This is a genomic window from Streptomyces millisiae, assembly GCF_031845425.1.
In the GTDB taxonomy this organism is placed as follows: Bacteria; Actinomycetota; Actinomycetes; order Streptomycetales; family Streptomycetaceae; genus Streptomyces; species Streptomyces millisiae.
Map to the genome: position 1 here is coordinate 1 of NZ_JAVREM010000081.1, position 25,349 is coordinate 25,349.

Consider the following 25,349-nt stretch of genomic DNA (forward strand, 5'->3'; position numbering starts at 1 on the left):
GGGGGGGGGGGGGTGGGGGGCCCGGCCCCCCGGCCCCCGGTGTTTCCCTGCTGCCTCTGGTGCCTCAGCAGTGGGCGGCGACGTTGCCCGTCTCGTTGCCCTTCAGCAGCCCGCCCCAGATGTAGTTGCCGTCCGAGAGCCGCACCCACTTGTTGTGCGCGATGCCGCTGCTGTCCGAGACGTGGCCGCCCTCCAGCCAGCACACCGCCGACAGGCTCTGGTTGGCGCCCACGGTGTAGGCGACGCCGTAGTCGGTGCCGGGGCCGGTGCGGACGTTGCCGCCGGTCCAGGTGGTGACGGGGCTGGCCGCCGACGCGGAGCTCGCGGCCCGTGCCAGCGGCTCCGCCGGCGCCGCCCCGCCGGCCGCCGCGGTCCCGGCCATCGCCCCCGCGACGAGGGCCAGGCTCGCGACGGCCAGGGTGAGGCTCCGCCTGTGTGCCTTGCGCATGGATTCCTCCTTTGTGCGGGCTCTGTGCCCGCCTGGTCGGTCAGGTGGAGGAATGCCCCCGTCGATCGTCACAAAAACGAGGCACACGCGTGCGGAGAGTGACGCTACGCGGGTAGTCGACGCCATGGCTTCGCGGCGACCCGCGCGCGTGCCGGGCGCCGAGTCCGTGCCCGCCGGGCCGCGGCTGAGTACCGTACCGGGGAAGGACGGGGAACTCCCCGGCACGGCGCTCCGGAAGGAATGGGATGGCACTGACCGCCGAGGACCGCGTCGCCGTCACCGATCTGGTCTCGCTGCACGGACACCTGGTCGACGCCGGTGAACTCGACCGTCTGGACGAGCTGTTCACCGACGACGTGACCTACGACGTCACCGACCTGGGCGGCGGCCCGCTCCGGGGGCTCGCCGCCATCCGGGAGGCGGCGCTGTCGATGGGCGAGCTCAACCCGGTGGCCCACCACGTGACCAACATCGTGCTCACCGAGCTCTCCGCCGACCGGGTGCTCGCCCGCTCCAAGGGCCTCGGCGTCCGCTCGGACGGCACGGTCGGCAGCGTGACCTACGAGGACACGGTGACCCGCACGGCCGCCGGCTGGCGCATCACCCACCGCGTGGTGCGCGCCCGCCGGACGCCGCTCAGCGCCGGCTAGACCTGCGAGTCCTCAAGCAACCGCAGGGCCAGCGCCTTGAGTTCGGGGCTGGCCTGGCTGGCGTCGCCCGCGTCGAACGGCGGGCGCGGATCGTACTCGACGGCCAGCTGGATGCCCTGGGCGACGGTGTCGCCCGCGAGTTCGGCGGCCAGGTACAGGGACATGTCGAGTCCGGCCGAGACGCCGGCGGCGGTGACCAGCTTGCCGCTGCGCACCCACCGTTCCGGCACGTAGACCACGCCGAACTCGGACTCCAGGTAACCGGCGGATGCCCAGTAGGTGGTGGCGCGCTGCCCGGCCGTGAGCAGCCCGGCGGCGGCCAGCACGAGGGCGCCGGTGCAGACGGAGGTGGTGAATTGGGTGTGGCGGTCGACGCGGCGGATGAAGTCCAGCAGCGCCTGGTTCTCCATCGCGCCGATGGTGCCGCGGTTGCCGGCGCCGGGGACCAGCAGCACGTCGAGGCGGTCGACCTCGGCGATGGCGCGGTCGGCCAGGACGGCCACGTCGCCGGTGTCGGTGCGGACCGGGCCGCGGCGCTCGGCGATCATCGTGACGGTGGCGCCCGGCAGCCGGGACAGGATCTCGGCCGGACCCGTCGGGTCGAGCAGGCTGTAGCCGTCGTAGAGCAGGATGCCGACGCGGGGGCCTCGCCCGGCGGTCGGGGCGGTGGTCGCGTTCCGGCTCGTGGCCTGGGCGACGGAGGGGGCGGCTGCCACCGCCGTCGCGGCGGCGGCGCCGGCCAGCACGGTTCTGCGGGTCGCGTGGATTCTCATGGCGCCGGAGTCTGGCGCCCGGCGGCCGCCCGTGGTCGGGGCATGTCCGTCATCCTGCGGATCGTGTCCCCGGTCATGCCGTAGTGGTCGAGGAACGCCTGGCGCAGCGTCGCGGCGGAGGCGAAGCCGCAGCGGCGCGCGATGGCGTCGAGCGGCAGCCGGCTGGCGCGCGTCAGGTGCGCGGCCGCCTCCACGCGCACGGCGCGCACGGCGCGCGCCGGGGTGGTGCCGAGGTGTTCGGCGAAGAGGCGGGTGAGGTGGCGGGTGCTGACGCCGGCCCTGGCGGCGAGCGCGGCCGGCGACAGGTCGCCGGCCAGGTGCGCGGCGATGTACCCGTTGAGGTCGCGCACCAGCCGGTCGCCGGGCGGCGGGGCGGACAGGAACATGCTGATCTGCGCCTGGTCGGCGGGCCGGTGCAGGTAGGTGACGAGTTCGCGGGCGACGTTCCTGGCCAGGGTGGGGCCGTGGTCGTCCTCGATGAGCGCCAGCGTGAGGTCGAGGGCGCTGGTGACGCCGCCCGAGGTGTACACGTCGCCGTCCCTGATGTGGATCGGCCCGGGGTCGACGGCCACCTCGGGGTGCTCGGCGGCGAGTTGCGGGGCGAACCGCCAGTGCGTGGTCACCCGGCGCCCGTTCACGAGCCCGGCGGCGGCCAGCAGGAAGGTGCCCGTGCAGACGGCGGCGACCCGCCGGCTCACCGTGGCGAGCCGCCGGATCTGGGCGACCAGCGCGGGGCTCGCGGCGGCGGGCCCGTGCCCGAGGCCGCCGACCACCAGCAGCGTGTCCAGGGGGCCGCGCACGTCGGCGAGTCGCTGCCCGCCCCCGAGGCCGATCCCGGACGAGCTCCGCACCGCCCCGCCGCCGAGCGTCCCCAACTCGACGGCGTAGGGCGGGGTGGGGCGGTAGTGGTTGGCGATGTCGAGGGCCCCGCTCGGGCAGGCGACATCGAGGATCTGCGCGTCGTCGTAGGCGACGATCAGCACGCGGCGCGGCTCAGCCATGCGGCCGATACCATCACGCCCGACCCGCGCACGGCAGGCCACCCCGGCTCAGGCCGGCGGCTGTTGGCGGGAGGCGAGGCCGGCCAGGAAGCGCCAGAGGCGGGAGCGGGACCGCTGCGCCGCCGGGGGCTCGGCGTGCGCCGCGGTCGCGGTGGGCGGCGGCGCGGCGTCGACGACCGGCAGCGGGGAGGCGCCCGCCAGCAGGCGGAAGCGGACCGGCAGCGACTTCACGCCGTGCGCGTACGGCGAGGAGCGCCAGGGGATCTGGTCGACGGGCAGCATCAGTTCCAGCTCGCAGTGGTCGAGCAGCCGGGCGACCGCCGTCGTGGCGACCATCTCGGACAGCTCCTGGGCCGGGCAGTGGTGGACGCCCGCGCCCCAGGCCAGGTGGGCCCGCGAGCTCTTGAGCCCGTCGTCGGTCAGCGCGGCCGCGAACACCGGATCGCCGTGCGCGGCGGCGACGGACGGCATCACCGGATCGCCGGCCGCTATCCGGTAGCGGCCGAGCCGTACGTCGGAGACCGGGAAGCGCAGCGGCAGGTTGGCCCAGGGCGGCGAGGCCATCTGCACGCGGTTGACCAACTCGCCGTAGTCGCCGCTGCGCAGGCTCTGCCACGCCTGGTTGCTGGCCCCGCCCAGCGCCTCGAGCACGGTGTTGGTGACGGCCTGGCCGATGTAGTCGGAGTAGACGATGATCGCGTACAGCTCCAGGGCGACCTGTTCGTCGGGCAGTTCGGGCGCGGCGGCGATGAGTCTGCTGGTGAGGTCGTTGCCGGGGTTCTCCCGCTTGTACGCGGCCAGTTCGGTCGTCGCGGCGACGAGCCGCCGGATGGCCTCGGCCGCGTCGGGGGCCGCGTCGGCCATCCGCCAGGCGTCCATCACCATGTCGTCGCCGCGCTCGACCGGGAAGCCGAAGAGCCGGTTGAGCACCATCAGCGGCAGCGGGCGCGCGAACTGGAGGGAGAGGTCGACGAATCCGCTGGAACCGCCGGCGGTGAACAGGGCGATCAGCTCGTCCGCGTGCCGCTCGACCGCCCGCCGCAGCTCCAGGGCCTGCGGCTGGTCCGGGTCCTGGAAGGGGCGCAGCGCCGACTCGACCGCGGCGCGGGTGGCGGCGCGCCGTTCGTCGTCCTGGTGCAGCAGGTGGTCGACCCGGTAGCCCGCGAGCATGGGCCACTCCTCGGGGACCCGCCCCTCCCGCAGGCCGCGCCAGTGGCCGGGGTCGACCTTGAAGACGGACTCGTCGCGCAGCACCCGGGAGACCTCGTGGTAGCCGATCACCAGCCACACGGGGACCCCGTACAGGTCGACGGGGGCCACCGGCCCGTGGGCGGTGCGCAGCCGCTCGTAGACCAGCGCGGGGCGGGTCTCGTAGTCCCTGGTCATGAGGGGGGCGGTGGGCAGCGAGCCGAGCTCGGACGGGGCGGTGGGGTGCGGTTCCATGACGGTGTTCCCTTGATCATCTCCTCGGAGGGCGAACAGCCTAACGGCCATTCGGCGCACAGCGGGTCATGCGTTCGATAACGACATCGACGGCTTTCCGGGGGCAGATGGCGGCGTGTTTCATGACCCGTCGCCGTTCGGCGGGATTCCTCCCACCGTGCGGCCGAAGCGGTGTGATCCTCTTCTTAATGAAAATGGTTTCCGTTTCGCTAGACTGGCGGCCGGTCGCTGGGATCCTCGGCGCGGATCGGGTACCCGTACCTGGCCCCGAGCCCGCGCTGCACCGGAGAGAGGGAGGTCAGCCATGAAATCCGGGACACACCCCGAGTACCGCCCCGTCGTCTTCCGCGATCGGGCCGCCGGTTACGCGTTCCTCACCCGATCGACCGCGGACAGTGACGAGACGATCGAGTGGGACGACGGCCGCACCTACCCCGTGGTCGACGTCGAGACCTCGTCGGCCAGTCACCCGTTCTACACGGGCAACCGGCGCGTGGTGGACACCGAGGGGCGCGTCGAGCGATTCGAGCGCCGTTACCGCAAGAAGAAGGATGAGGAGAGCTGATGCTGCCGGTCGTCATCGTCGGTGGACTGCACGCCGACGCCCGCCGCACCGCCGTGCGGCGGCTGCTCACGGGGGTGCCGGGCAGTGTCGCCCTGCACCATGACCTGACCGGGGCCGCGGCCACCGGCATGGTCACTCGCCTGGTGCGGGACGCCGGGGCCACGCTGGGCACCGGTCAGACCCCGCTGGTCAACGACTGCGCCTGCTGCGCGCTGCGCGAGGACCTGGTGCCCGAGCTGCTGCGGCTCGCCGAGGACGGCCGGTGCCGGCTGGCGGTGGTCGAGCTGTGGGACTCGGTCGAGGCGCGCTCCATGGCCGAGGTGATCGCCACCCACGGCTCCGGCCGGCTGCTGCTCACCGGCGTCCTCACCGCCGTCGACCCGGCGCTGGTGCTGCCCTACCTGGCCAACGGCGACGACCTGGCCGAGGTCGGCCTCGCCACGGCGCGGACCGACCAGCGGACGGTCGCCGACACCTGGGCGCGACAGCTGGAGTACGCGCCGACCCTCGCGCTGGTCGGCGGCGACCAGCCGGCCGACGACCTGGACCGGGCGTTGCTGACGCAGCTGCACCCCACGGCGAGACGGATCCTGGTCGCCGACCCGGAGTTCCCCCGGCTCGCCTCCTCCGGCTTCGACGTCGAGGCGGCGGCGGCCCGCCAGCACCCGGCGAGCGCGCTGCTGCCGCAGGAGGCGGACGAGGCGGGCGTGACCACCGTGGTGTGGCGGCACCGGCGGCCGTTCCACCCGGAGCGGCTGTACGCGGCGCTCGAGGAGCTGACGTGCGCGGCGCCGCGCAGCCGGGGCCGGTTCTGGCTGGCCGACCGGCCGGACACGCTGCTCTCCTGGGACGCCGCGGGTGGTGCGCTGTGCGTGGACAACGTGGGTCCTTGGCTGGCCGCCGTGCCGGACGCGGCCTGGGAGATGGCGCCGGCGGTGCGCCGGGTGGCCGCCGCCATGGACTGGGACCCGGAGGTGGGGGACCGGGCGCAGCACCTGGTGTTCACCGCCCCCGGCCTGGACCGGGAGGGGCTGCGGGCGCGGCTGCGCGCCTGCCTGCTGACGGACGCCGAGTACGCGGGCGGCCGGGCGGCCTGGCGGGAGCTGGCGTCGGCGTTCGACGAACTGCTCGACCCGGTGTCCTAGCGGCGCCCAAGGTGAAGCGTGACGCACCTCACGGGGCACGCGGGCCGTGGTGGCTCGCTTGCCCTGTGCTGAACCTATTTCCGGCGGATGCGATGGAACCGGATGGCTCGCCCCGCCGTCTCAGCAATGGCACGGACTGTTTGTTGTGACGGGGCGGCGACGCCCTGTCGTGCACGTGCATTCGCGCGTGCAGATGCAATTGAACGACGTTAGTATCTGGGTCAGTTGAGTCCCAAGCGTCTGCTGATGACGCATGTGACTCCTGTTGCACATCGTTGCACCACAAGCACGACCCGGGAGAGTCCAGTGCCCGACGCGTACAACGGCATTGCCGCGCACGAACTCCGGGACGTGGTGTGGCTGAAGAGCAGCCACAGCAACTCTCAGGGAACCTGCGCGGAATTCGCGAAGTTGCCCAGTGGGGATGTTGCCGTTCGCAACTCCCGATTTCCCGAAGGGCCGGCGTTGGTGTACACGCCGGCGGAGGTCGAGGCGCTGCTGCGCGGCGTCAAGGACGGCGAGTTCGACCACCTGATCTCGTGAACGAGTTGGTGAACGGTCTGGTGAACGAACTCGTGCACGGCTGATCAGGCGGCTCGACGACCGGGACCGGCGGCCATGGGCCGGCCGGTACCCGGTCCCCGTCGGGAAGTCGTCCGGTCGAGAGGGCTCTCAGCTGGTCTGGAAGGCCGCCCAGACCACCTTGCCGCGGCCGCCCGTGAGCATCCGCCAGCCCCAGCCGTCGCTGAAACACTCCACCAGGTGCAGCCCCCGACCCGATTCGGCCGCGCCGTCCATCTGACTCGACGACCTCGGCAGGGCGCCACTCGGATCCTGCACCGCGCATATCACCCGGCCCGAGCACCGCATCAGTTCGAGCTCGACCAGCGGGCGGGCGACCGAGATCGGCGCGACCGGCTCCGCGTGCGACTGGGCCGGGACGGCGGGGCGGCCGAGGCCGTGCCGCAGCGCGTTGGTGACCAACTCGGAGACGACCAGGCCCACGGCGTCGAAGTGCTGCGGCAGCCGCCAGCCCTGCAGTGTGTTGCGGGTGAAGTCCCGCGCGCGGCGCACCGATTCGGGGCGCTGGGTCAGGCCGAGGGTGGCCGTGCCGGAGAGCGTCCGCAGGTCTACGGGCGGAAAGGGTTGCCCTAACTGGTCCAGCATGGGCGTTCCTCTGCTCCCCATGGCGCGGCACTCCTGGCGTTGCGGTGGCGGCACTGCTGTCGTCGGGAGCCCGACGTCGTGTCCGGTCCTCCCAACCCCGCCAGGCGCTGTTGGGCGCGGCGAGGCCAAGCTGACGCACCGGTTCCCAGCGCGTAGAGCTCATGCTTCCCAAGGCTTACGGCAAATGCAAGGGCAGATGCACGTGCACGAAAAAATTTGATGGACTGTAATCATGCGCACACCGAATGAGACGCGTTCGTGGCAGACTTCTGCGGTCGGAGGTGGAGGGCAGTGAGTCTCATGAGTTCTCAACGGATGGCGGAGAGCGCCGGCGCGGGGGCGACCGGGGTCGCCAACCCTCCCGAGGGGGCCGGCGGTTCGATGGTCCGGCGCATCCTGCTCGGCTCGCAGCTGCGCCGGCTGCGCGAGGCGTGCGGCGTCACCCGTGAGGAGGCCGGCTACTCGATCCGCGCCTCCGAGTCCAAGATCAGCAGAATGGAGCTCGGCCGGGTCAGCGTCAAACCGCGCGACGTGGCTGATCTTCTCACGCTCTACGGGGTGACCGACGAGGCCGAGCGCGAACCGCTGCTCGGCCTCGCCCGTTCCTCGGGGCAGGCGGGCTGGTGGCACAGCTACAACGACGTGCTGCCCAGCTGGTTCCAGACGTACATCGGTCTCGAGGCGGCGGCCGAGCGGATCGCCACCTATGAACTCCAGTTCGTGCACGGCCTGTTGCAGACCGAGGCGTACGCGCACGCCGTGGTGGTCGGCGGGCACAAGGGGCGGCTGCCGCGCAGCGAGGTGGACCGGCGGATTGCGTTGCGGCTCGCCCGCCAGAAGCTGCTGGTCTCCGAGAGCGCGCCGCACCTGCACTGCGTGCTCGACGAGTCGGCGCTGCGCCGGCACCACGGCGGCCGCGAGGTCATGGCGGAGCAGCTGGACGCGCTGCTCGACTTCGCCGACTACCCGAACGTCACCCTCCAGGTGGTGCCGTTCGCGCAGGGCGGCCACGTGGCCGAGTCGGGGGCGTTCACGCTGCTGCGCTTCGCCGAGCGTGAGCTGTCCGACCTGGTCTACCTGGAGCAGCTGACCGGCGCGCTCTACCTGGACAAGCGCGAGGAGGTCGCGGCCTACCAGGTGGTGCTCGACCGGCTCGCCGAGTTCGCGCTCAGCCCCGAGGGCACCAGGGACCTGCTGGCCGGGATGCGCCGGGAGATCTGAGCCGGGGTGATCCCGTAAGGCGTCAGGCGAAGGGGTTGGCCATGCCGTGCGGCAGCACGTCGACGCTCCGCTGGCCCTCGCCGGCCATGACATAGGCGCCCGCGCTCAGCCGGTCGATGAGCCCGCGTGTCCACTCGGCCTGGCTGGCGGAGTTCTGCACCCAGAGCCGCATGATCTCGCCGATGTGACCCCACTCCGCGGGGGTGGGTCCCGGGGTCCAGTGCTTCTCGACCTCCTCGCGCCACCCGTCGAGCGCCGCCACCCGCTCCCGTAGCAGCTCGATCGCCTCCTCGCGCGGGAGGTCGACGATGAACCCCACGCCCGCGGTCAGCACGTCGATGCGCTGGTCGTGCGCGCGCAGCGACTCCCGCAGCATGTCGAGGTACGCCTCCTCGCCCGCGTCGGTCAGCTCGTACTCGGTGCGCGGCGGCCCGCCGGCCGGGCTGGGCGCCGTCTCGTGGGCGATGAGCAGGCCCTGCTTCGCCATCTGCTTGAGCGCGTGGTAGATCGAGCCCGGCTTGGCGTTCGACCACTCGTGGGCGCCCCAGAACTCCAGGTCGTTCCGCACCTGATAGCCGTGTGCCCGACCGTGCTGGCGCACCGCGCCAAGCACCAGGAGCCGAATGACCGACATCGATGCCGTCCTTCCCCTTGCGTTTCCCCGCGGGTCCGTGTCCTGTGGCGCAGTCTCTCACCGCCCCAGCTAATCAAGTTTGACTACCCCCGCTGGGCAGGTTACCCTCGGCCGCTCGCTGCTCATCAAATTTGACTAGCTGATCGTCTCACCCACCGGGGAGGTACGCGTGCCCGATCACGCGATCCTGACCGAGGACCTGACCAGGGTCTACGGCCGGGGACCGAACACCAAGACCGCCCTGGCCGGCCTCGACCTCGCGGTCGAGGCCGGCACCGTGCACGGCGTGCTCGGCCCCAACGGCGCCGGCAAGACCACCGCCGTCCGCATCCTCACCACCCTGCTGCGCCCCACCGCCGGCCGAGCCGTGGTGGCCGGCCACGACGTGGTCCGCCACCCCGACGAGGTCCGCTACCGCATCGGACTCCTGGGCCAACACGCCGCGCTCGACGAGGAGTTGAGCGGACGACAGAACCTGGAGCTGTTCGGCCGGCTCTACCACCTGGGCGGCCGCGGCGCCGCCCGGCGCGCCACCGAGCTGCTGGAGCGCTTCGACCTGGCGGACACCGGCGGGCGGGCCGTCGGCCAGTACAGCGGCGGCATGCGCCGCCGGCTCGACCTGGCCGCCAGCCTGATCACCAGGCCCGAGGTGCTCTTCCTCGACGAGCCGACCACCGGCCTCGACCCACGCGGCCGCACCGAGGTGTGGCAGGCCGTCCGGTCTCTCGCCGGAGGCGGCACCACCGTGCTGCTCACCACCCAGTACCTGGAGGAGGCCGACCAACTCGCCGACCGCATCTCGGTGATCGACCGCGGCCGCCGAATCGCCGAGGGCACCGCGGACGAGCTCAAGGCGCTGATCGGCGCCGACCGCATCGACGTCGTGGTGCGGGACCAGGACCGGCTCACCGAGGCCGCGGCCGTGGTCGGCATGGCCGCCCGCGCCGCCGGGACCCACACCGACCCGGACCGGCGGCTGGTCAGCGCGCCCGTCACCGACCGGATGGCCGCCCTCGCCGAGACGGTGCGCGCCCTCGGCGCCGCCGGCATCGACGCCGAGGACATCGCCCTGCGCCGCCCGACGCTGGACGAGGTCTTCCTCCACCTGACCGGCGACTCGTCCGATGACTCGTCCGGAAACCCGGCCGACCGCACTCGTGACCGCTCGGAGGCGCCCGCATGACCACCACGGCTTCCCCCATCGCCCCGCCCATGGGCCGGCTGACCCGGGCCGTCACCGACTCGGTCACCATGACCCGCCGCGGCCTGGCCCACTGGGCCCGCCGCCCAGGCACCGTCGCCACCGGGCTGCTCTTCCCGGTGATGATGCTGGTGATGTTCGCCTACTTCCTCGGCGGCGGCATGGCCGTCCCGGGCGGCGGCGACTACACCGAGTTCCTGGTGCCCGGAATGCTGGCGCTCACCATGGCCTTCGGCCTGGAAGCGACCATGGTCGCTCTCACTCAGGACATCAACCGCGGCGTACTGGACCGCTTCCGGTCCATGCCCATCGCTCCCTCCTCCGTGTTGGTCGGCCGCAGCCTGCTCGACATGCTCGAGTCGGCGGCCAGCCTGCTGGTGATGATCTGCGCCGGCCTCGCCATCGGCTGGCGCTGGCACGGTGGCCTCGCCGAGGCCCTGGCCGCCGTCGGCCTCCTCCTGCTGCTGCGCTTCGCCATGCTGTGGGTCGGCATCTACCTGGGTCTGGTCGCCGGCCGGCCGGAGATGGTGCAGACCGTGCAGATCCTCGTCTGGCCGGTCGGCTTCCTGTCCAACGCCTTCACCTCGCCGGACACCATGCCCCGGTGGATGGGGGCGGTCGCCGAGTGGAACCCGATGTCCGCCACGGCCGGAGCCGCCCGCGAACTCTTCGGCAACCACGGCTGGACCGGCGACAGTTGGGCCGCCACCCACCCCGTCCTCCTGGCCGTCGTCTGGCCCCTGGTCCTCCTCGCTCTCTGCGCCCCACTGGCCATGCGGCGCTTCTCCCGGCTGAACGACTAGGTCTCGACCGTCTCAACCGCCCGCCCGGTCCCCGGCCTCGCCGGGGGCTGCGGCGTCCGCCACCAGACCGGCCTCGTACGCGACGATCGCCGCCCGCACCCGGTTGCGCACCCCGAGCCGGGTCAGCACCGTGCTGACATAGGCCTTGATCGTCCCCTCGACGAGATGCAGCCGCCGACCGATCTCCGCGTTGGACAGGCCGGCTCCGATCAGCGCCAGCACCTCCCGCTCCCGCTCGCTCAACGTGGCCACCAACTCCCGCGCGCGGTCCCGCGCGCTCGTGCCCTGCCGCAGCTCGCCGATCACCCGGCGGGCGATCCGCGGCGAGAGAGACGCCCCGCCTTCCGCCACGGCGTGGACGCCGGCGATCAACTCCCGCGGGTCCGAGGCCTTCAACAGGAAGCCGGCCGCCCCGAGGTCCAACGCCCGGCTGATGTACTCGTCCTGGCCGAACGTGGTGAGCATGACCACTCCGGTGTCCGGCAACAGCTGCCGCAGCTGCCCCAGCGCGGTCAGCCCGTCCGAGCCGGGCATCCTGATGTCCAGCAGTACCACGTCCGGCCGGTGCCGGCGGGCCAGCTCCACCGCCTCCCGCCCGTCGGCGGCCTCCGCCACCACCTCCACCGCCGGATCGGTGGCCAGGATCGCCCGGATCCCGGCGCGGATCATCGCCTCGTCGTCGGCGATCAGGACCCGAACCATCTCGCTCCCCCCATCAGTCGCCCCTTCGCAACGTGTCCTTGGCCACCAACACCCCGTCCTCGAAGCACAGCCGGAACATCGTCTCCGAGAAGTCCACCAGGTTGTGCCCGGCCCGGTAGTACTCGCAGGTGGCCCCGGTCGGTATCGGCGGCTCGGCCAGCACCGGCGGTGGCGCGCTGATCGAGTGCGGCAGCACGGACGCGAACTCCGCCCGCCCCTGCCCGAGCCGCAGCCGGTCGAACTCGTCCGGGCCCAGGGACGTCCGCATCACCGTGACCGTGTAGACGGTGAACAACGCCACCATCAGGGCGAAGCCGAGCCCTATCGGCAGGGCCGAGGTCCGCAGCAGATCCCGCCGCGCCCGACGCTGAGCCGCCACCAGCTCGGCCGGGCTGGACGCCCGCTCCGGCGGCACCGCGGCGCTGTCGGGCGGAGTGCGCGGCAGCCGCGCGACGACCTCGAAACCCGATCCCAGCGGCCCGGCCCGCAAGGTGCCCCCGGCCAGCCGGACCCGCTCATCGAGGCTGATCAGGCCCGTGCGACTGCCGACCGGTGGGGAATCGGGCTCAGTGTCCCCCGGGGAACCCGTGTCGGTCACCGCGACGACCGACTCGGCCGCCGAGTGGGCCACCCGGACCGATATGCGCGCCCCCGGGGCGTGCTTGACCGCGTTGGTCAGCGCCTCCTGCACCACTCGCCGGGCCGCGTGCCGCAGGATGGGCGCGCCCCACTCCTCGGGCCGGCCATCCTCGCGCAGCTCGACCGACACCCCCGAGCGCCGCACCCGCTCCACCAGATCCGGGATCTCGTCCCCGGTCGGCTCCTCACCCTGCCCCAGCAGGCCGATCACCTCGTGCAGGCGCTCGGTGGCCGCCACCGAGCCCTCACGCAGCCGCGTCGCCATCGCGCGCTGCTCCTCGCTCAGCCCCGGCGACAGCTCGAGACCGCCGGCCGTCAGGGCCATCAGGCTCAGCTCGTGCCCCAGCGAGTCGTGCATGTCCTGCGCGATCCTGGCCCGCTCGCGCGACCTGGCCTGCTCCGCCGCCTGCTCGGCACGCTCCCAGCCCGCGCGCATCAACTCGGCGCGCTGCCGCCACCAGGTGCCGGCCCACCACGGCAGCACGGCCGTGCCGAACTGGGTGAGCAGGATGACGATCCAGCCGCTGAGGTCGCCGTTGGCCCCGGCGTGCGCCATGCCGGCGCTGGCCGCGGCGGCGAAGGCGAACTGGGCGCGCAACAGGTGCCGCATGTACCGCCCGGCCAGGAGGCTCAGCAGGACGGCGGCGCTCAGCGGCGCCCCGGGGCTCACCCCGTCCACCACGACGAAGATCCCCAGCACCCCGGCGGCCGTCAGCCCCAGCGTCGGCGCCCGGCGGCTGACCACGCCGCCCAGCACTATCGTCACCGCCGCCGCGACCGTCGGGAGCGGGCGGGCTCCCTCCGTGTCGAGCGCCAGCGGCGCGAGGAGGATCAGTACAAACCAGGGCTTCATGGCGGGCACGCTAACAAGAGGCCGTCGCGCTGCGTTACTGACGAAAGTCAGGTCCTTTCCTGACGATCGACGGCAGCGCCGCGCGGCGCCCCGTTCCTAGCCTCGGCGACATGATCAGCATGCGTGACCTCACCAAGAAGTACAGAGCGAGAACGGCGGTCGAAGCCCTCTCGCTGGAGATCGAGCCGGGCCGCGTCACCGGCTTCCTCGGGCCCAACGGCGCGGGGAAGTCCACCACGATGCGGATGGTCATGGGCCTGGACGCGCCCACCGCGGGCCGGGCCCTGGTCAACGGCCGGCCGTACGCGGAGCTGCGCCACCCGCTGCGCGAGGCCGGTGCCCTGCTCGACCCACGCTCCGCGCACCCGGGCCGCTCGGCCCGCGCCCACCTGACGGGCATGGCCAGGAGCAACGGCATCCCGGCGGCCAGGGTCACCGCGGTGCTCGACACCGTCGGGCTGGCGGCGGTGGCCGACCGCCGCGTCGGCTCCTTCTCGCTCGGCATGCGCCAGCGGCTCGGCATCGCCGCCGCCCTGCTCGGGGATCCCCCGGTGCTGCTGCTCGACGAGCCGGTCAACGGCCTCGACCCGGACGGGGTGCGCTGGCTGCGGGAGTTGATCCGCTCCCTCGCCGCCGAGGGGCGCACCGTCTTCCTCTCCAGCCACCTGATGAGCGAGATGCAGGAGACGGCCGACCATGTGGTGGTGATCGGGCGCGGCCGCCTCATAGCGGACGCGCCCGTGGCCAGCATCATCGAGCGCAGCTCCGCGAACGCGGTCCGGATCCGCAGCCCACGCCTCGGCGAGCTGCTCCCGCACCTGGCCGCGGCGGGGTTGACCGTGCGCGCGGCGGACGGCGGCGGCCGCGACGAGGTGCTGGTCCTCGGCGGCGACCTGGCCGGGATCGGCGAGCTCGCCTTCCGCCACCGGGTGCCCGTGCACGAGCTCAGCCAGCGCCGGGCCTCGCTGGAGGAGGCCTACATGGAGCTGACCGAGAGCAGCGTCGAGTACGGGGAGCGTGAGCCGGCATGAGGGGAGTGATCGCCTTCGAGTGGACCAAGCTGGTGAGCGTGCGCTCCACCTGGTGGAGTCTGGTGGCCGCCGGGCTGCTCACCGCCGCCGCGTCGGTCGTGGTCGGCATGTCGGCCTTCGCCAGTGCGGAGAACGGCTTCGACACCGCCCGGCCCGCGCCGCACGCGGTGGCCGACGCGCTGATGGTCGCCCAGCTCGCCGTCCTCGTGCCGGCCACCCTGGCCGTCACCGGCGAGTACGCCAGCGGATCCATCCGCACCTCGCTGCAGAGCGTCCCGGTCCGCTGGCGCCTGCTGCTCGGCAAGGCGGCCGTGGTCGCCGCGGTGGCGGCGGTGCTCGGCGTGCTGCTCAGCGCCCTGGGCACGGCCTGCGCCGCCCCGGTGATGCGGGAGTACGGTGAGTTCACCGCCGCCGACGCGGTGGCGGCCGCGGCGGGCACCGGCGGCTATCTGGCCGCGCTGGCCCTGATGGCCATAGGCACCGGCACCATGCTGCGCAGCGCGGCGGGCGCGATCACCGGCCTGGTGCTGCTGCAGTTGGCGGTGCCGCAGCTGCTGCGGGCCATGGGCGCCGGGTGGTTGGCCGCCGTCGCCGATCACCTGCCGTCGACCGCGGGCCTGGTGCTGATCACCCAGGACCACGAGCCCTACGGGCCCGGCGTCGCGGTCGCCGTGCTGCTGGGCTGGTCGGCGGCGGCGCTGGCGGCGGGTTACGCGGTGCTGCGCGGCCGGGACGCTTAGGGGCGATGCCCGGGCCCGGTCTCGCCGCCCATCCGCGGGCCGCGATCATGGCGAACGCGGAGCGCCACTCCGGTCGGGCGAATCCACCGGAATGACCTTATGCTGCGGCGAGGGCCTTCCGGAGGGCCCCACCAGGCGTGAGGGAGGAGCAGGATCGGCGTGGGTGGCGAGGAAGCGACGGATCAGGAGACAGGCTCCGGGTTCGCCGTTCCCGAGGGGCTCGAACTGCCCCCGCCGGAGAGCGACCACCCGAGCTCCGAGTTCGCGGTCCCCGAGGGCCTCACCGTTCCGCCGCGTGCCCCGGAGCGCAGCGAGTTCACCCCGGCCCAGGGCATACCCCGGGTCACGGGCCTGGAGGCCGGCCGCGGCACCTACTGGCAGGACCGGATGCGCAGCATGGTCCGGCTGCCGCTGGCCGAGCGGCCGGCCCCCGAGTACGTGCCCCGGGAGGGGGAGGAGGCGCCGCCGGCCGTCCCCCGGGTGCTCGACCTGACGCTGCGTATCGGGGAGCTGCTGCTGGCCGGCGGCGAGGGCGCGGAGGACGTCGAGGCCGCGATGTTCGGGGTGGTCCACGCCTACGGGCTCGACCGCTGCGAGGCCACGGTCACCTTCACCCTGATCTCCATTACCCACCAGCCCTCGCTGGTCGACGCGCCGGTCTCGCTCAGCCGCATCGTCCGCCGGCGCGGCACCGACTACACCCGGCTGGCCGCCGTCTTCCAGCTGGTCGACGACATCTCCTCGGGCGAGGTCTCGCTCGAGGAGGCCTACGGCCGGCTCGCCACCATCCGGCGGAACCGCCACCCGTTCACCAAGTGGCAGCTGACCATCGCCAGCGGGCTGCTGGCCGGCGCCGCCAGCACCCTGGTCGGCGGCAACTGGCAGGTCTTCCTGCTCGCCGCCCTGGGTGCCATGCTCGGCGACCGGCTGGCCTGGCTGGCGGCCAGCCGCGGGCTGCCGGAGTTCTACCAGTTCGCCGCCGCCGCGATGGCGCCGGCGCTGGTGGGCGTCGCCTGGGCGGCCGGCCACGCCTCCGGCTCCGGCGAGATCCAGGCCGCGGCCATGGTCACCGGCGGCCTGTTCGCGGTGATCCCCGGCCGGGCGCTGGTCGCCGGCGTCCAGGACGGCCTCACCGGCTACTACCTGACGGCCTCGGCCCGTCTGCTGGAGGTGGTCTACCTCAGCGTCGGCATCGTCTGCGGGGTGCTGGCCGTGCTCTACATGGGCGAGACCTCGGGGGTGAGCCTGGAGCCCGAGGTCGTCCAGCGCGCCACCCGTCCCGGCGTCCAGCTGGCCGCCGCGCTGCTGCTCTCGCTCACCTTCTGCGTGCTGCTCCAGCAGGCCCGCCACACGATCATCCCCGCCACCGTCAACGGCGGCGTCGCCTGGCTGATCTACGGGGCGATGCACGACACGGCGGGGCTCTCGCCGTTCGCGGCCACGGCCGTCGGGGCGGGCATGGTCGGCCTCTTCGGCCAGTTGGAGTCCCGCTACCGGTTCACCTCGTCGCTGCCCTACGTGACCGCGGCGATCGGCCCGCTGCTGCCCGGTGGCGCGGTCTACCTCGGCCTGCTCGGCTTCGCCCAGGGCAACGTGGACGCCGGCGTCCAGAACCTGGTCACCGCGATCACGCTGGCGCTCGCCATCGCCGTCGGGGTGAACCTGGGCAGCGAGATGGCCCGGTTGTTCATCGGAACCCCCGGGCTCACCACGCCGATCGGCCGCCGCGGCGCCAAGCGCACCCGCGGCTTCTGAGGCAGCCCCCTCAGTGCGCCAGCTTCAGGCCGACCACACAGCCGACGATGCCGGCGAGCAGCGCCACCTTCAGCAGCGACGCCGGCTCGCCCTCGAAGGCCATCCCGTATCCGGCGGTCAGCACCGCGCCGATGCCGACCCACACCGCGTACCCCGTGCCCACCGGCAGGGTCCGCAGCGCCAGCGCGAGGCCGGTCATCGAGAGCGCGAGGCCGACCGCGAAGACCACGGTCGGCACCGGCTTGCTGAACCCCTCGGACTTGCCGAGCGCCGTCGCCCAGACGGCCTCGAGCACACCGGAGATCACGAGAAGAATCCACGCCATGACGGACACGACTCCCCGCGCCGTCTTGTCGTGGGGCTGGGTACGGCGCACCTCGTCCAGGAGCCGGTCGTGGCTCTGCCTCCCAGCCTCTCACAACAGGCTCAACGACGCGTCAGTGGTGGCCCTCGCCGGCGTCCACCGCGCGCTTGAACGAGGCCTCGATCTCGGCCTCCGCCTCGGTCCGGCCCACCCAGTTGGCGCCCTCGACCGACTTGCCCGGCTCCAGGTCCTTGTAGACCTCGAAGAAGTGCTGGATCTCCAGCCGGTCGAACTCGCTCACGTGGTGGATGTCGCGCAGGTGCTCCATCCGCGGGTCGGACGCCGGCACGCACAGCAGCTTGTCGTCGCCGCCCGCCTCGTCCCGCATCCGGAACATGCCGATCGCCCGACACTGGATCAGGCAGCCGGGGAAGGTGGGCTCGTCGAGCAGCACCAAGGCGTCCAGCGGGTCGCCGTCCTCGCCGAGCGTCCCCTCCACGAAGCCGTAGTCGGCCGGGTAGACCGTCGAGGTGAACAGGTGGCGGTCCAGACGGATGCGTCCGGTCTTGTGATCCACCTCGTACTTGTTCCGCGAACCCTTCGGAATCTCGATGGTGACGTCGAACTCCACTGGGGGACTCCTTAACCGATCTATGCACGCGACAGGTGGTTAAGTGTCCCTCACGGCGGTGTCTGCTCGCGAAAGGGGCTGGTCCGTGGTGCGGAGGACGGCGGAGAAGCTCGAGGTGGTGCTGCGGTTCGTCCGTGCCAACCTCCGGGAACAGCAGGCGATCTGGCGGCTCGTCGCCGCCGCCGGCGCGGCCGGGCTGGCGATCGCCTCGGTGCTCGTCGCCCTCGCCGGCCCCTGGGACTCCGGCCGGCGCACCGCCGAGCGCGACCAGGCGACCGCCGCCGACGCCCGGCGGGACGCGGACACCGGGGACGGCGAGTGGGTGGCCGGCACCGTGCCCGGGGTACAGCCGGTCCTGGTGCCGCTGGACGGCGAGGGCGCGGAGCCCACCGCCGCCGTGGTGGACCGCGTGCTGCGGCCGCTGCTGCGCGATCCCGCGCTCGGCGAGGACGTCGCCGCGGCCGTCATCGACCTGTCGTCCGGCGAGTCGCTGTACGCCGAGCGCGCGGGCACCAGCCGCGCCCCCGCCTCCACCGTCAAGATCATCACCGCCGTGGCGGCCCTGGACGCGCTCGGCCCCGACCACCGTCTCGCCACCACCGTCCGCTGGGACGAGGAGCGGAAGAGCGTCGTCCTGGTCGGCGGCGGCGACCCCACCCTCACCGCGGACGATCTCGACGACCTCGCCGGGGACACCGCCCGCGCCCTGGCCGACCGGGGGCTCACGGCCGAGGAGGTCGCCTACGACGTCTCGCTCTACCCGCGCGAGCAGCGTCACCCGATCGGGGTGAACGACAACATCGCCGTCATCACCCCCCTCCAGCTGAACGAGGGCCGCCTCGACGACAGCACCAGGGGCCCCGCGCCGCGCGCCGACAACCCGGCGGCCGACGCCGCCACCGCCTTCGCCGCGGCCCTGGCGGACGCCGGCGGCATCAGCGCCGAGGCCGCCGAGGGCCGCGACCCGGCCAGGCGCACCGCGCCGGAGGACGCCGAGGAGCTGGCCGTCCACCGCTCCGCGCCGACCTCCTCGCTGGTCGAGCGGATGCTGATCAACAGCGACAACGACCTCGCCGAGGCGCTGGCCAGGCACACCGCGATCGCCAGCGACCAGCCTGCCGACTTCCGCGGCGCGAGCGCCGCGTTCAACGACCGGCTCGAAGCGCTCAGGCTGCCCATGGACGGCGCCCGGCTGGTCGACGCCAGCGGCCTCGACCGCGAGGGCCGGGTCACCGCGGACCTGCTCACCCGGGCCCTCGCCGTCGCCGCCGACCCCGAGCGCCCGGAGCTGCGGGCCGCCCTCACCGGCCTCCCGGTGGCCGGCTTCTCCGGCACCCTGTCCGAGCGGTACGCGGACGGCGAGACCGGCGCGGAGGGCGCCGGCCTGGTGCGCGCCAAGACCGGCACCCTGACCGGCGTCAACAGCCTGGCCGGCACGGTCGCCACCGGCGAAGGACGGGTGCTCGCCTTCGCCTTCCTCGCCTCCGAGACCACCGACGCGCGGGCGGCCGAGGCCGCGCTCGACGAGGCGGCCACGGCGCTGGCCGCCCTGGCCGGCTAGCCGCCCCGCCCCTGGGCCGCTAGCCGTGGGGTGGGGGGCGCCGTACCGTTGAGGGCATGACCTCACTCGGCGGTACGGACCTGGTCGACTGGAAGCTGGCGGTCTCCACCGCCACCCGGGTGCTGCGTCCCGGCCCCGAGGTGAGCCGGGACGAGGCTCGTTCCGTCGTCGCCGAGCTGCGCCGGCACGCCGTCGCCTCGGAGCGGCACGTGCGGGAGTTCACCGAGCTGGACGCGGGCGGGGTGGACACGCCGGTGCTCGTGGTGGACCGGCCCGGGTGGGTGCGGGCCAACGTGGCCGGGTTCCGGGAGGTGCTCGCCCCGCTGATGTCCCGGATGCGCGAGCGGCGGGCCGCCATGCCCGGCGGGGGCGCGCTCACCGCGATGGGCAGCAAGGTCACCGGCGTCGAGGTCGGCATGCTGCTCGGCTTCCTCTCCTCCCGGGTGCTCGGCCAGTACGAGACGTTCGCGCCCGCCGGGCCCGAGCTGCCGGGCGCCACCAGCGGCCGGCTGCTGCTCGTCGCCCCCAACATCGTCCACGTGGAGCGCGAGCTCGACGTGCACCCGCACGACTTCCGGCTCTGGGTCTGCCTGCACGAGGAGACCCACCGCACCCAGTTCACCGCCGTGCCCTGGCTCCGCGACCACCTGGAGAGCGAGATCCAGTCCTTCCTGGCCGAGGCCGACGTGGACCCGGCCACCCTGGTCGAGCGGCTGCGGCGGGCCGCGCAGTCGCTGGGCGGCCGGGCGTCCGAGGAGCAGGCCGAGGCGGAGCGCGGCGACGGGCCGAGCATCGTCGACCTGGTGCAGACCCCGCGCCAGCGGGAGATCCTGGAGCGGCTCACCGCCGTGATGTCGCTGCTCGAGGGGCACGCGGACTACGTGATGGACGGGGTGGGCCCCGCCGTCGTGCCGTCCGTCGCCGAGATCAGGGAGAAGTTCACCCGGCGCCGCCAGGCCGGCGCCGGCCGGCTCGACCGGGCGCTGCGCCGGCTTCTCGGCCTGGACGCCAAGCTGCGGCAGTACCGGGACGGCGAGCGGTTCGTCCGCACCGTGGTCGACGAGGCGGGCATGGCCGGCTTCAACCGCGTGTGGACCTCGCCGAACACGCTGCCCACCAAGGAGGAGATCTCCCGCCCCGAACGGTGGATCGCCCGGGTCGGACCCGGTCCCGCGTAGGGCCCGGTCCGTGGCCCCGATCGCCGCCAAACGCGCCGAAATCACCCGTACGAGGGACCGTGGCGGCAATGCCGGGCGTGCGATGCTCGGGTAACAGACCTCCTCTGTCACCATTTACGCACCCAGCGTGACAACGCTTCCCGAGCTCCCCGCAGAAAGAAGTGATTCGGACATGGGTCCCCACCCCTCGGTCGCCGCGATACGCCTGGCGGTCCGCCGCGTGCTCAACGACATCCTCGACGCGGCCCGCGCCCCGTCCCCCTCGGCCCCCGACGCCTCGTCCCCCCGCCTGCCCCGGCCCCTTGTGCTGGTGGCCTGCTCCGGCGGCGCGGACTCCATGGCGCTCGCCTCCGCCCTCGCCTTCGAGGCCTCCCGCGCCGGCGTCCGCGCCGGCGGCGTCACCATCGACCACGGTCTCCAGCCCGACTCCGACCTCCGCGCCCGTGAGGTCGCCGAGCGGATGACCTCACTCGGCCTCGACCCCGTCGACGTCGTCCCGGTCGACGTGGGCCGCGCCGGCGGCCCCGAGGCCGCCGCCCGTACCGCCCGCTACGCCGCCCTCGACGCCACCGCCGAGCGCCACCACGCCGTCGCCGTGCTCCTCGGCCACACCCGCGACGACCAGGCGGAAACGGTGCTCCTCGGGCTCGCCCGCGGCTCGGGCACCCGCTCGCTCTCCGGCATGGCGGCCGTCTCCGGCAGCCTCTCCGGCGTCCCCGAGGCCGCCCTGCGCTACCGTCGCCCGTTTCTCGCCATCGACCGGCAGACCACCCGCAAGGCGTGCCTGGTGCAGTCGCTGCCCGTCTGGGACGACCCGCACAACACCGACCCCTCCTACACCCGCTCCCGGGTGCGTCACGAGGCGTTGCCCGCGTTGGAGAAGGCCCTGGGCCGCGGCGTGGTCGAGGCCCTCGCCCGCACCGCGCAGCTCTCCCGGGACGACGCCGACGCGCTCGACGCCTGGGCGCAGGACGCGCAGCGTGCCGCCACCCGTCCCGACGGCACGCTGGACGTCGCGGAGCTGAGCGCCCTGCCGCCCGCCGTGCGGCGCCGGGTGCTGCGCCGGGCCGCGATCGCGGCCGGCGCCCCGGCGGGCTCGCTGTTCGCCCGCCACATCGAGGAGACGGACCGGCTGATCACCGCCTGGCACGGCCAGCGTCCGCTGAATCTGCCGGGCCGCGTCGAGGCCAGAAGGCAGGGTGGCAGACTGGTGCTCCAGCAGGCGAGTCAGTAGGCGCGTCGAGGGGCGAGTCAGCACGGACCTGCGCGGCCAGCGAGCCAGACCCGGAAGAGCGGACGAGCCGGAAGAGAGCAGTGGCGCGGGTGCGAGAGACGGACCTGGGGGCCGACCTGGAGTCGGTGCTCATCACCAAGGAAGAGATCGATGCCAAGCTCGAGGAGCTGGCCGCCAAGATCGACGCGGCGTACGCCGGCAAGGAGCTGCTGCTGGTGGGGGTCCTGAAGGGCGCGGTGATGGTCATGGCCGACCTCGCCCGCGCTCTGTCGTCGCCGGTCACCATGGACTGGATGGCGGTGTCGTCCTACGGCGCCGGCACCCAGTCCTCCGGCGTGGTGCGGATCCTCAAGGACCTCGACGTCGACATCAAGGGCCGGCACGTGCTGATCGTCGAGGACATCATCGACTCGGGGCTCACCCTTTCGTGGCTCCTGTCGAACCTGGGTTCCCGGGAGCCGGCCTCCCTCCGGGTCTGCACGCTGCTGCGCAAGCCGGACGCGGCCAAGGTCGACATCGACGTCGAGTGGGTCGGTTTCGACATTCCCAACGAGTTCGTGGTCGGATACGGCCTCGACTACGCGGAGAAGTACCGCAATCTGCCCTTTGTCGGCACCCTGGCCCCGCACGTCTACAGCGACTAGCGGGATCAGCGGGCCGGGCCCAGCGGGACCGGAAACGCAGGGGATGGCCGGGAACACCGGTTCATCCCCTACCGTTGGATGAAGACAAGGACACCGCGCGCACAGCAGATCCCGTCCGGGCGCTGTGCCTAGATGTGGCAGGAGGGACGGGGCCGCGCCGCCCCGTATGGATAGACGTGAAGCGCTATTTCCGTGGGCCAGTGATGTGGATCGTGCTGGCCGTCCTCGCCGTAATTCTGCTGATGCAGGTGTTCAGCTCTTCCGAGGGCTACAAGAGGGTGGACACCGGCGAGGTCGTGCAGGCGATCAGCCAGAACCATGTGAGGTCCGCCGAGCTCACCACCGGCGACGAGCAGATGATCCGGGTCGAGCTCGAGAGCGGCCAGGAGATCGAGGGCAGCAACCGGGTCCAGGCCAGCTACATCGACGGGCAGGGCGAGGACCTCGCCTCGATGCTGCAGTCGAAGTTCCAGGACGAGCAGCTGCCCGACGGGTACACCGTCTCCCCGAAGTCGCAGAACCCCTTCGTGGGCATGCTGCTGTCGATCCTGCCGTTCCTGCTGATCATCATCGTGTTCCTGTTCCTGATGAACCAGATGCAGGGCGGCGGCTCCCGGGTGATGAACTTCGGCAAGTCGAAGGCCAAGCTGATCACCAAGGACACCCCGAAGACCACCTTCGCCGACGTGGCCGGCTCGGACGAGGCCGTGGAGGAGCTCCAGGAGATCAAGGAGTTCCTGCAGGAGCCCGCGAAGTTCCAGGCCGTCGGCGCCAAGATCCCCAAGGGCGTGCTGCTCTACGGCCCGCCCGGCACCGGTAAGACGCTGCTCGCGCGCGCCGTGGCCGGCGAGGCCGGGGTCCCGTTCTACTCGATCTCCGGTTCCGACTTCGTCGAGATGTTCGTCGGCGTCGGCGCCTCCCGGGTGCGTGACCTGTTCGAGCAGGCCAAGGCCAACGCGCCGGCCATCGTCTTCGTGGACGAGATCGACGCGGTCGGCCGGCACCGTGGCGCCGGCATGGGCGGCGGTCACGACGAGCGGGAGCAGACGCTCAACCAGCTGCTGGTCGAGATGGACGGCTTCGACGTCAAGGGCGGCGTGATCCTGATCGCCGCCACCAACCGCCCCGACATCCTCGACCCGGCGCTGCTGCGTCCCGGCCGCTTCGACCGCCAGATCGCGGTGGACCGGCCCGACATGCAGGGCCGCCTGGAGATCCTCAAGGTGCACCAGAAGGGCAAGCCGGTCGCGCCCGACGTCGACCTGGCGGCCGTCGCCCGGCGCACCCCCGGCTTCACCGGTGCCGATCTGAACAACGTGCTCAACGAGGCGGCGCTGCTCGCCGCGCGGGGCAACGCGAAGCTGATCGACAACAAGTTCCTCGACGAGGCCATCGACCGGGTGGTCGCGGGCCCGCAGAAGCGCACCCGGATCATGAGCCAGAAGGAGAAGATGATCACCGCGTACCACGAGGGCGGACACGCCCTGGTCGCGGCGGCCTCTCCCAACAGCGACCCGGTGCACAAGGTGACGATCCTCTCCCGCGGCCGCGCCCTGGGCTACACCATGGTGCTGCCGGAGGAGGACAAGTACTCCACCACGCGCAACGAGATGCTGGACCGGCTGGCCTACATGATGGGCGGCCGGGCGGCCGAGGAGCTGGTCTTCCACGACCCGACCACGGGCGCCGGGGACGACATCGAGAAGGCCACGGCCACGGCGCGGGCGATGGTCACCCAGTACGGCATGACCGAGAAGCTCGGCGCCATCAAGTTCGGCGCCGACAGCTCCGAGCCCTTCCTGGGCAAGGAGATGGGCCACCAGCGCGACTACTCGGAGGAGGTCGCCGGGGTGGTCGACGAGGAGGTCAAGAAGCTCATCGAGACCGCGCACAACGAGGCGTGGGAGATCCTGGTGGAGAACCGGGACGTGCTGGACAACCTGGTACTGGCGCTGCTGGAGCGGGAGACCCTCAACAAGGAGGAGCTGGCGGAGATCTTCGCCGGCGTCGTGAAGCGCCCGGCCCGCCCGGCGTGGACCGGTTCCACCCGCCGGACGCCGTCCACCAGGCCGCCGGTCACCTTCCCGGTCAAGGAGATCAACCTGGCGAACGGGAGCCTGGAGAAGGCCACCCCGCCGCTGGAGGACCAGCGCACGGAGGACTGAACCGGGGCTCGTCCCCGACTGGTACCGGAATGTCCGTCCGCGCCCCTCACGTTCTATGGTGAGGGGCGCGGCCGTGTGTACAGGGACGGTGCGCGTCGTGACCAAGGAACGAGGAACGCCATGACCGACCCGGTGACGCTGTCTGACCAGACGTCCGGGCCCGGGCCCGTCGGTGAGTTCGACGAGAAGCGCGCCGAGAACGCGGTCCGTGAGCTGCTGATCGCGGTCGGCGAGGACCCGGACCGGGAGGGGCTGCGCGACACCCCGGCGCGGGTGGCGCGGGCCTACCGGGAGATATTCGCGGGTCTGTGGCAGCGCCCGGAGGACGTGCTGACCACCACGTTCGACCTCGGCCATGACGAGATGGTGCTGGTCAAGGACATCGAGGTGCTGTCGTCCTGCGAGCACCACCTGGTGCCGTTCGTGGGGTACGCGCACATCGGCTACATCCCGTCGGCGAGCGGCAAGATCACCGGGCTCTCCAAGCTGGCCAGGCTGGTCGACGTGTTCGCGCGGCGGCCGCAGGTGCAGGAGCGGCTGACCACCCAGATCGCCGACTCCCTGATGCGGATCCTGGAGCCGCGCGGGGTGATCGTGGTGGTGGAGTGCGAGCACATGTGCATGACGATGCGCGGGGTGCGGAAGCCGGGTGCCAAGACGACCACCTCGGCGGTGCGCGGCCAGCTGCGGGACGCGGCGACCCGCGCCGAGGCGATGAGCCTGATCCTGGCCCGCTAGGTGTATTGATCACGAGCGTTGTTGACACTCGTTGGGGCTTGATCATGGCGAAGACCTCCGATGTGGTGGAGCTGTCTAGGACTGCACCGCATGGAGGTCTTCGTGTCCCACCGTAATGCCCGG

General features: G+C 72.7%; 26 protein-coding genes and 1 riboswitch. Of the genes, 16 read left to right on the plus strand and 10 right to left on the minus strand.

The window, feature by feature from the left end:
* Positions 1 to 64: 64 nt before the first annotated feature.
* Positions 65 to 448, minus strand: coding sequence for an SH3 domain-containing protein (locus RNC47_RS32165; RefSeq protein WP_311603926.1), 384 nt, complete (start codon positions 446 to 448; stop codon positions 65 to 67).
* A 245-nt stretch (positions 449 to 693) separates the two neighbouring features.
* Here RNC47_RS32165 and RNC47_RS32170 point away from each other — a divergent pair, with 245 nt between their 5' ends.
* On the plus strand, positions 694 to 1,098 hold the full coding sequence (locus RNC47_RS32170) for a nuclear transport factor 2 family protein (protein ID WP_311603928.1): 405 nt from the start codon (positions 694 to 696) through the stop codon (positions 1,096 to 1,098).
* Here the strand turns inward: RNC47_RS32170 and RNC47_RS32175 are convergent.
* The 3 genes from RNC47_RS32175 to RNC47_RS32185 are packed head-to-tail and all read right to left on the minus strand — an operon-like array spanning position 1,095 to position 4,315.
* Positions 1,095 to 1,871 carry a DJ-1/PfpI family protein gene (locus RNC47_RS32175; RefSeq protein ID WP_311603929.1) on the minus strand — a complete coding sequence of 259 codons (777 nt, stop codon included), beginning with the start codon at positions 1,869 to 1,871 and terminating at the stop codon, positions 1,095 to 1,097. The two genes, RNC47_RS32170 and RNC47_RS32175, sit on opposite strands and share 4 nt — an antisense overlap.
* Complete coding sequence (locus RNC47_RS32180; protein ID WP_311603931.1) at positions 1,868 to 2,872, minus strand: GlxA family transcriptional regulator; 1,005 nt, start codon at positions 2,870 to 2,872, stop codon at positions 1,868 to 1,870. The genes RNC47_RS32175 and RNC47_RS32180 overlap by 4 nt, the downstream gene beginning before the upstream one ends.
* A gap of 48 nt (positions 2,873 to 2,920) precedes the next feature.
* Entirely contained in the window at positions 2,921 to 4,315 is a 1,395-nt protein-coding gene (locus RNC47_RS32185; RefSeq protein ID WP_311603933.1) for a cytochrome P450 family protein, read from the minus strand.
* A 304-nt stretch (positions 4,316 to 4,619) separates the two neighbouring features.
* On the opposite strand from RNC47_RS32185, the gene RNC47_RS32190 reads away from it, so the two are divergent.
* From RNC47_RS32190 to RNC47_RS32200, 3 genes are all read left to right on the plus strand, one after another.
* A complete protein-coding gene (locus tag RNC47_RS32190) occupies positions 4,620 to 4,880 on the plus strand; it encodes a type B 50S ribosomal protein L31 (RefSeq protein WP_311603934.1) in 261 nt (86 codons plus the stop codon).
* On the plus strand, positions 4,880 to 6,025 hold the full coding sequence (locus RNC47_RS32195; RefSeq protein ID WP_311603936.1) for a CobW family GTP-binding protein: 1,146 nt from the start codon (positions 4,880 to 4,882) through the stop codon (positions 6,023 to 6,025). Before RNC47_RS32190 ends, RNC47_RS32195 begins: the two co-directional genes overlap by 1 nt.
* Before the next feature lie 306 nt (positions 6,026 to 6,331).
* Positions 6,332 to 6,568: a DUF397 domain-containing protein gene (locus tag RNC47_RS32200; protein WP_311603937.1), complete on the plus strand. Its 237-nt coding sequence runs from the start codon at positions 6,332 to 6,334 to the stop codon at positions 6,566 to 6,568.
* Between the two features lie 129 nt (positions 6,569 to 6,697).
* Here RNC47_RS32200 and RNC47_RS32205 read toward each other — a convergent pair whose 3' ends face one another.
* Positions 6,698 to 7,192 carry an ATP-binding protein gene (locus RNC47_RS32205; RefSeq protein WP_394814927.1) on the minus strand — a complete coding sequence of 165 codons (495 nt, stop codon included), beginning with the start codon at positions 7,190 to 7,192 and terminating at the stop codon, positions 6,698 to 6,700.
* A 381-nt stretch (positions 7,193 to 7,573) separates the two neighbouring features.
* Here RNC47_RS32205 and RNC47_RS32210 point away from each other — a divergent pair, with 381 nt between their 5' ends.
* The gene (locus RNC47_RS32210) at positions 7,574 to 8,413 is read left to right on the plus strand and encodes a helix-turn-helix domain-containing protein (RefSeq protein WP_311603964.1); all 840 of its coding nucleotides are present in this window, start codon (positions 7,574 to 7,576) and stop codon (positions 8,411 to 8,413) included.
* A gap of 22 nt (positions 8,414 to 8,435) precedes the next feature.
* Here the strand turns inward: RNC47_RS32210 and RNC47_RS32215 are convergent, their stop codons facing one another.
* Positions 8,436 to 9,047 carry a PadR family transcriptional regulator gene (locus RNC47_RS32215; protein ID WP_311603941.1) on the minus strand — a complete coding sequence of 204 codons (612 nt, stop codon included), beginning with the start codon at positions 9,045 to 9,047 and terminating at the stop codon, positions 8,436 to 8,438.
* A 169-nt stretch (positions 9,048 to 9,216) separates the two neighbouring features.
* Between RNC47_RS32215 and RNC47_RS32220 the strand changes: the two genes are divergently transcribed.
* Both RNC47_RS32220 and RNC47_RS32225 read left to right on the plus strand, forming a co-directional pair.
* Positions 9,217 to 10,230, plus strand: coding sequence for an ATP-binding cassette domain-containing protein (locus RNC47_RS32220; protein WP_394814928.1), 1,014 nt, complete (start codon positions 9,217 to 9,219; stop codon positions 10,228 to 10,230).
* Positions 10,227 to 11,051, plus strand: a complete 825-nt coding sequence (locus RNC47_RS32225) for an ABC transporter permease (protein ID WP_311603943.1) — start codon at positions 10,227 to 10,229, stop codon at positions 11,049 to 11,051. The genes RNC47_RS32220 and RNC47_RS32225 overlap by 4 nt, the downstream gene beginning before the upstream one ends.
* A 12-nt stretch (positions 11,052 to 11,063) precedes the next feature.
* Here RNC47_RS32225 and RNC47_RS32230 read toward each other — a convergent pair whose 3' ends face one another.
* Positions 11,064 to 11,753 (minus strand): response regulator transcription factor, encoded by a 690-nt coding sequence (locus RNC47_RS32230; RefSeq protein WP_311603946.1) that lies wholly within the window; start codon positions 11,751 to 11,753, stop codon positions 11,064 to 11,066.
* A 13-nt stretch (positions 11,754 to 11,766) separates the two neighbouring features.
* Positions 11,767 to 13,245 carry a sensor histidine kinase gene (locus RNC47_RS32235; RefSeq protein WP_311603947.1) on the minus strand — a complete coding sequence of 493 codons (1,479 nt, stop codon included), beginning with the start codon at positions 13,243 to 13,245 and terminating at the stop codon, positions 11,767 to 11,769.
* 110 nt (positions 13,246 to 13,355) lie between these two features.
* On the opposite strand from RNC47_RS32235, the gene RNC47_RS32240 reads away from it, so the two are divergent.
* The 3 genes from RNC47_RS32240 to RNC47_RS32250 all read left to right on the plus strand — a co-directional run bounded on the left by RNC47_RS32240 (position 13,356) and on the right by RNC47_RS32250 (position 16,771).
* On the plus strand, positions 13,356 to 14,276 hold the full coding sequence (locus tag RNC47_RS32240) for an ABC transporter ATP-binding protein (RefSeq protein WP_311603948.1): 921 nt from the start codon (positions 13,356 to 13,358) through the stop codon (positions 14,274 to 14,276).
* Entirely contained in the window at positions 14,273 to 15,016 is a 744-nt protein-coding gene (locus tag RNC47_RS32245; RefSeq protein ID WP_311603950.1) for an ABC transporter, read from the plus strand. The genes RNC47_RS32240 and RNC47_RS32245 overlap by 4 nt, the downstream gene beginning before the upstream one ends.
* A 159-nt stretch (positions 15,017 to 15,175) precedes the next feature.
* The gene (locus RNC47_RS32250; RefSeq protein WP_311603952.1) at positions 15,176 to 16,771 is read left to right on the plus strand and encodes a threonine/serine exporter family protein; all 1,596 of its coding nucleotides are present in this window, start codon (positions 15,176 to 15,178) and stop codon (positions 16,769 to 16,771) included.
* A 10-nt stretch (positions 16,772 to 16,781) separates the two neighbouring features.
* Here RNC47_RS32250 and RNC47_RS32255 read toward each other — a convergent pair whose 3' ends face one another.
* Together RNC47_RS32255 and RNC47_RS32260 are read right to left on the minus strand one after the other, a co-directional pair.
* Positions 16,782 to 17,096 carry a DMT family transporter gene (locus RNC47_RS32255; protein WP_311603954.1) on the minus strand — a complete coding sequence of 105 codons (315 nt, stop codon included), beginning with the start codon at positions 17,094 to 17,096 and terminating at the stop codon, positions 16,782 to 16,784.
* A gap of 14 nt (positions 17,097 to 17,110) precedes the next feature.
* Positions 17,111 to 17,175, minus strand: a riboswitch (guanidine-III (ykkC-III) riboswitch).
* Between the two features lie 33 nt (positions 17,176 to 17,208).
* On the minus strand, positions 17,209 to 17,706 hold the full coding sequence (locus RNC47_RS32260) for an inorganic diphosphatase (RefSeq protein ID WP_311603955.1): 498 nt from the start codon (positions 17,704 to 17,706) through the stop codon (positions 17,209 to 17,211).
* Positions 17,707 to 17,791: 85 nt separating this feature from the next.
* Here RNC47_RS32260 and dacB point away from each other — a divergent pair, with 85 nt between their 5' ends.
* The 6 genes from dacB (at position 17,792) to folE (ending at position 25,226) form a co-directional block, all read left to right on the plus strand.
* Positions 17,792 to 19,267, plus strand: a complete 1,476-nt coding sequence (dacB, locus tag RNC47_RS32265; protein ID WP_311603956.1) for a D-alanyl-D-alanine carboxypeptidase/D-alanyl-D-alanine endopeptidase — start codon at positions 17,792 to 17,794, stop codon at positions 19,265 to 19,267.
* 56 nt (positions 19,268 to 19,323) lie between these two features.
* Positions 19,324 to 20,445 (plus strand): zinc-dependent metalloprotease, encoded by a 1,122-nt coding sequence (locus RNC47_RS32270; RefSeq protein WP_311603957.1) that lies wholly within the window; start codon positions 19,324 to 19,326, stop codon positions 20,443 to 20,445.
* A 172-nt stretch (positions 20,446 to 20,617) separates the two neighbouring features.
* Positions 20,618 to 21,679: a tRNA lysidine(34) synthetase TilS gene (tilS, locus tag RNC47_RS32275; protein WP_311603959.1), complete on the plus strand. Its 1,062-nt coding sequence runs from the start codon at positions 20,618 to 20,620 to the stop codon at positions 21,677 to 21,679.
* A gap of 89 nt (positions 21,680 to 21,768) precedes the next feature.
* A complete protein-coding gene (gene hpt / locus RNC47_RS32280) occupies positions 21,769 to 22,323 on the plus strand; it encodes a hypoxanthine phosphoribosyltransferase (RefSeq protein WP_311603960.1) in 555 nt (184 codons plus the stop codon).
* A 170-nt stretch (positions 22,324 to 22,493) separates the two neighbouring features.
* Positions 22,494 to 24,488: an ATP-dependent zinc metalloprotease FtsH gene (ftsH, locus tag RNC47_RS32285; RefSeq protein WP_311603967.1), complete on the plus strand. Its 1,995-nt coding sequence runs from the start codon at positions 22,494 to 22,496 to the stop codon at positions 24,486 to 24,488.
* Between the two features lie 120 nt (positions 24,489 to 24,608).
* Complete coding sequence (folE, locus tag RNC47_RS32290) at positions 24,609 to 25,226, plus strand: GTP cyclohydrolase I FolE (RefSeq protein ID WP_311603962.1); 618 nt, start codon at positions 24,609 to 24,611, stop codon at positions 25,224 to 25,226.
* The last annotated feature ends 123 nt before the right edge of the window (positions 25,227 to 25,349 follow it).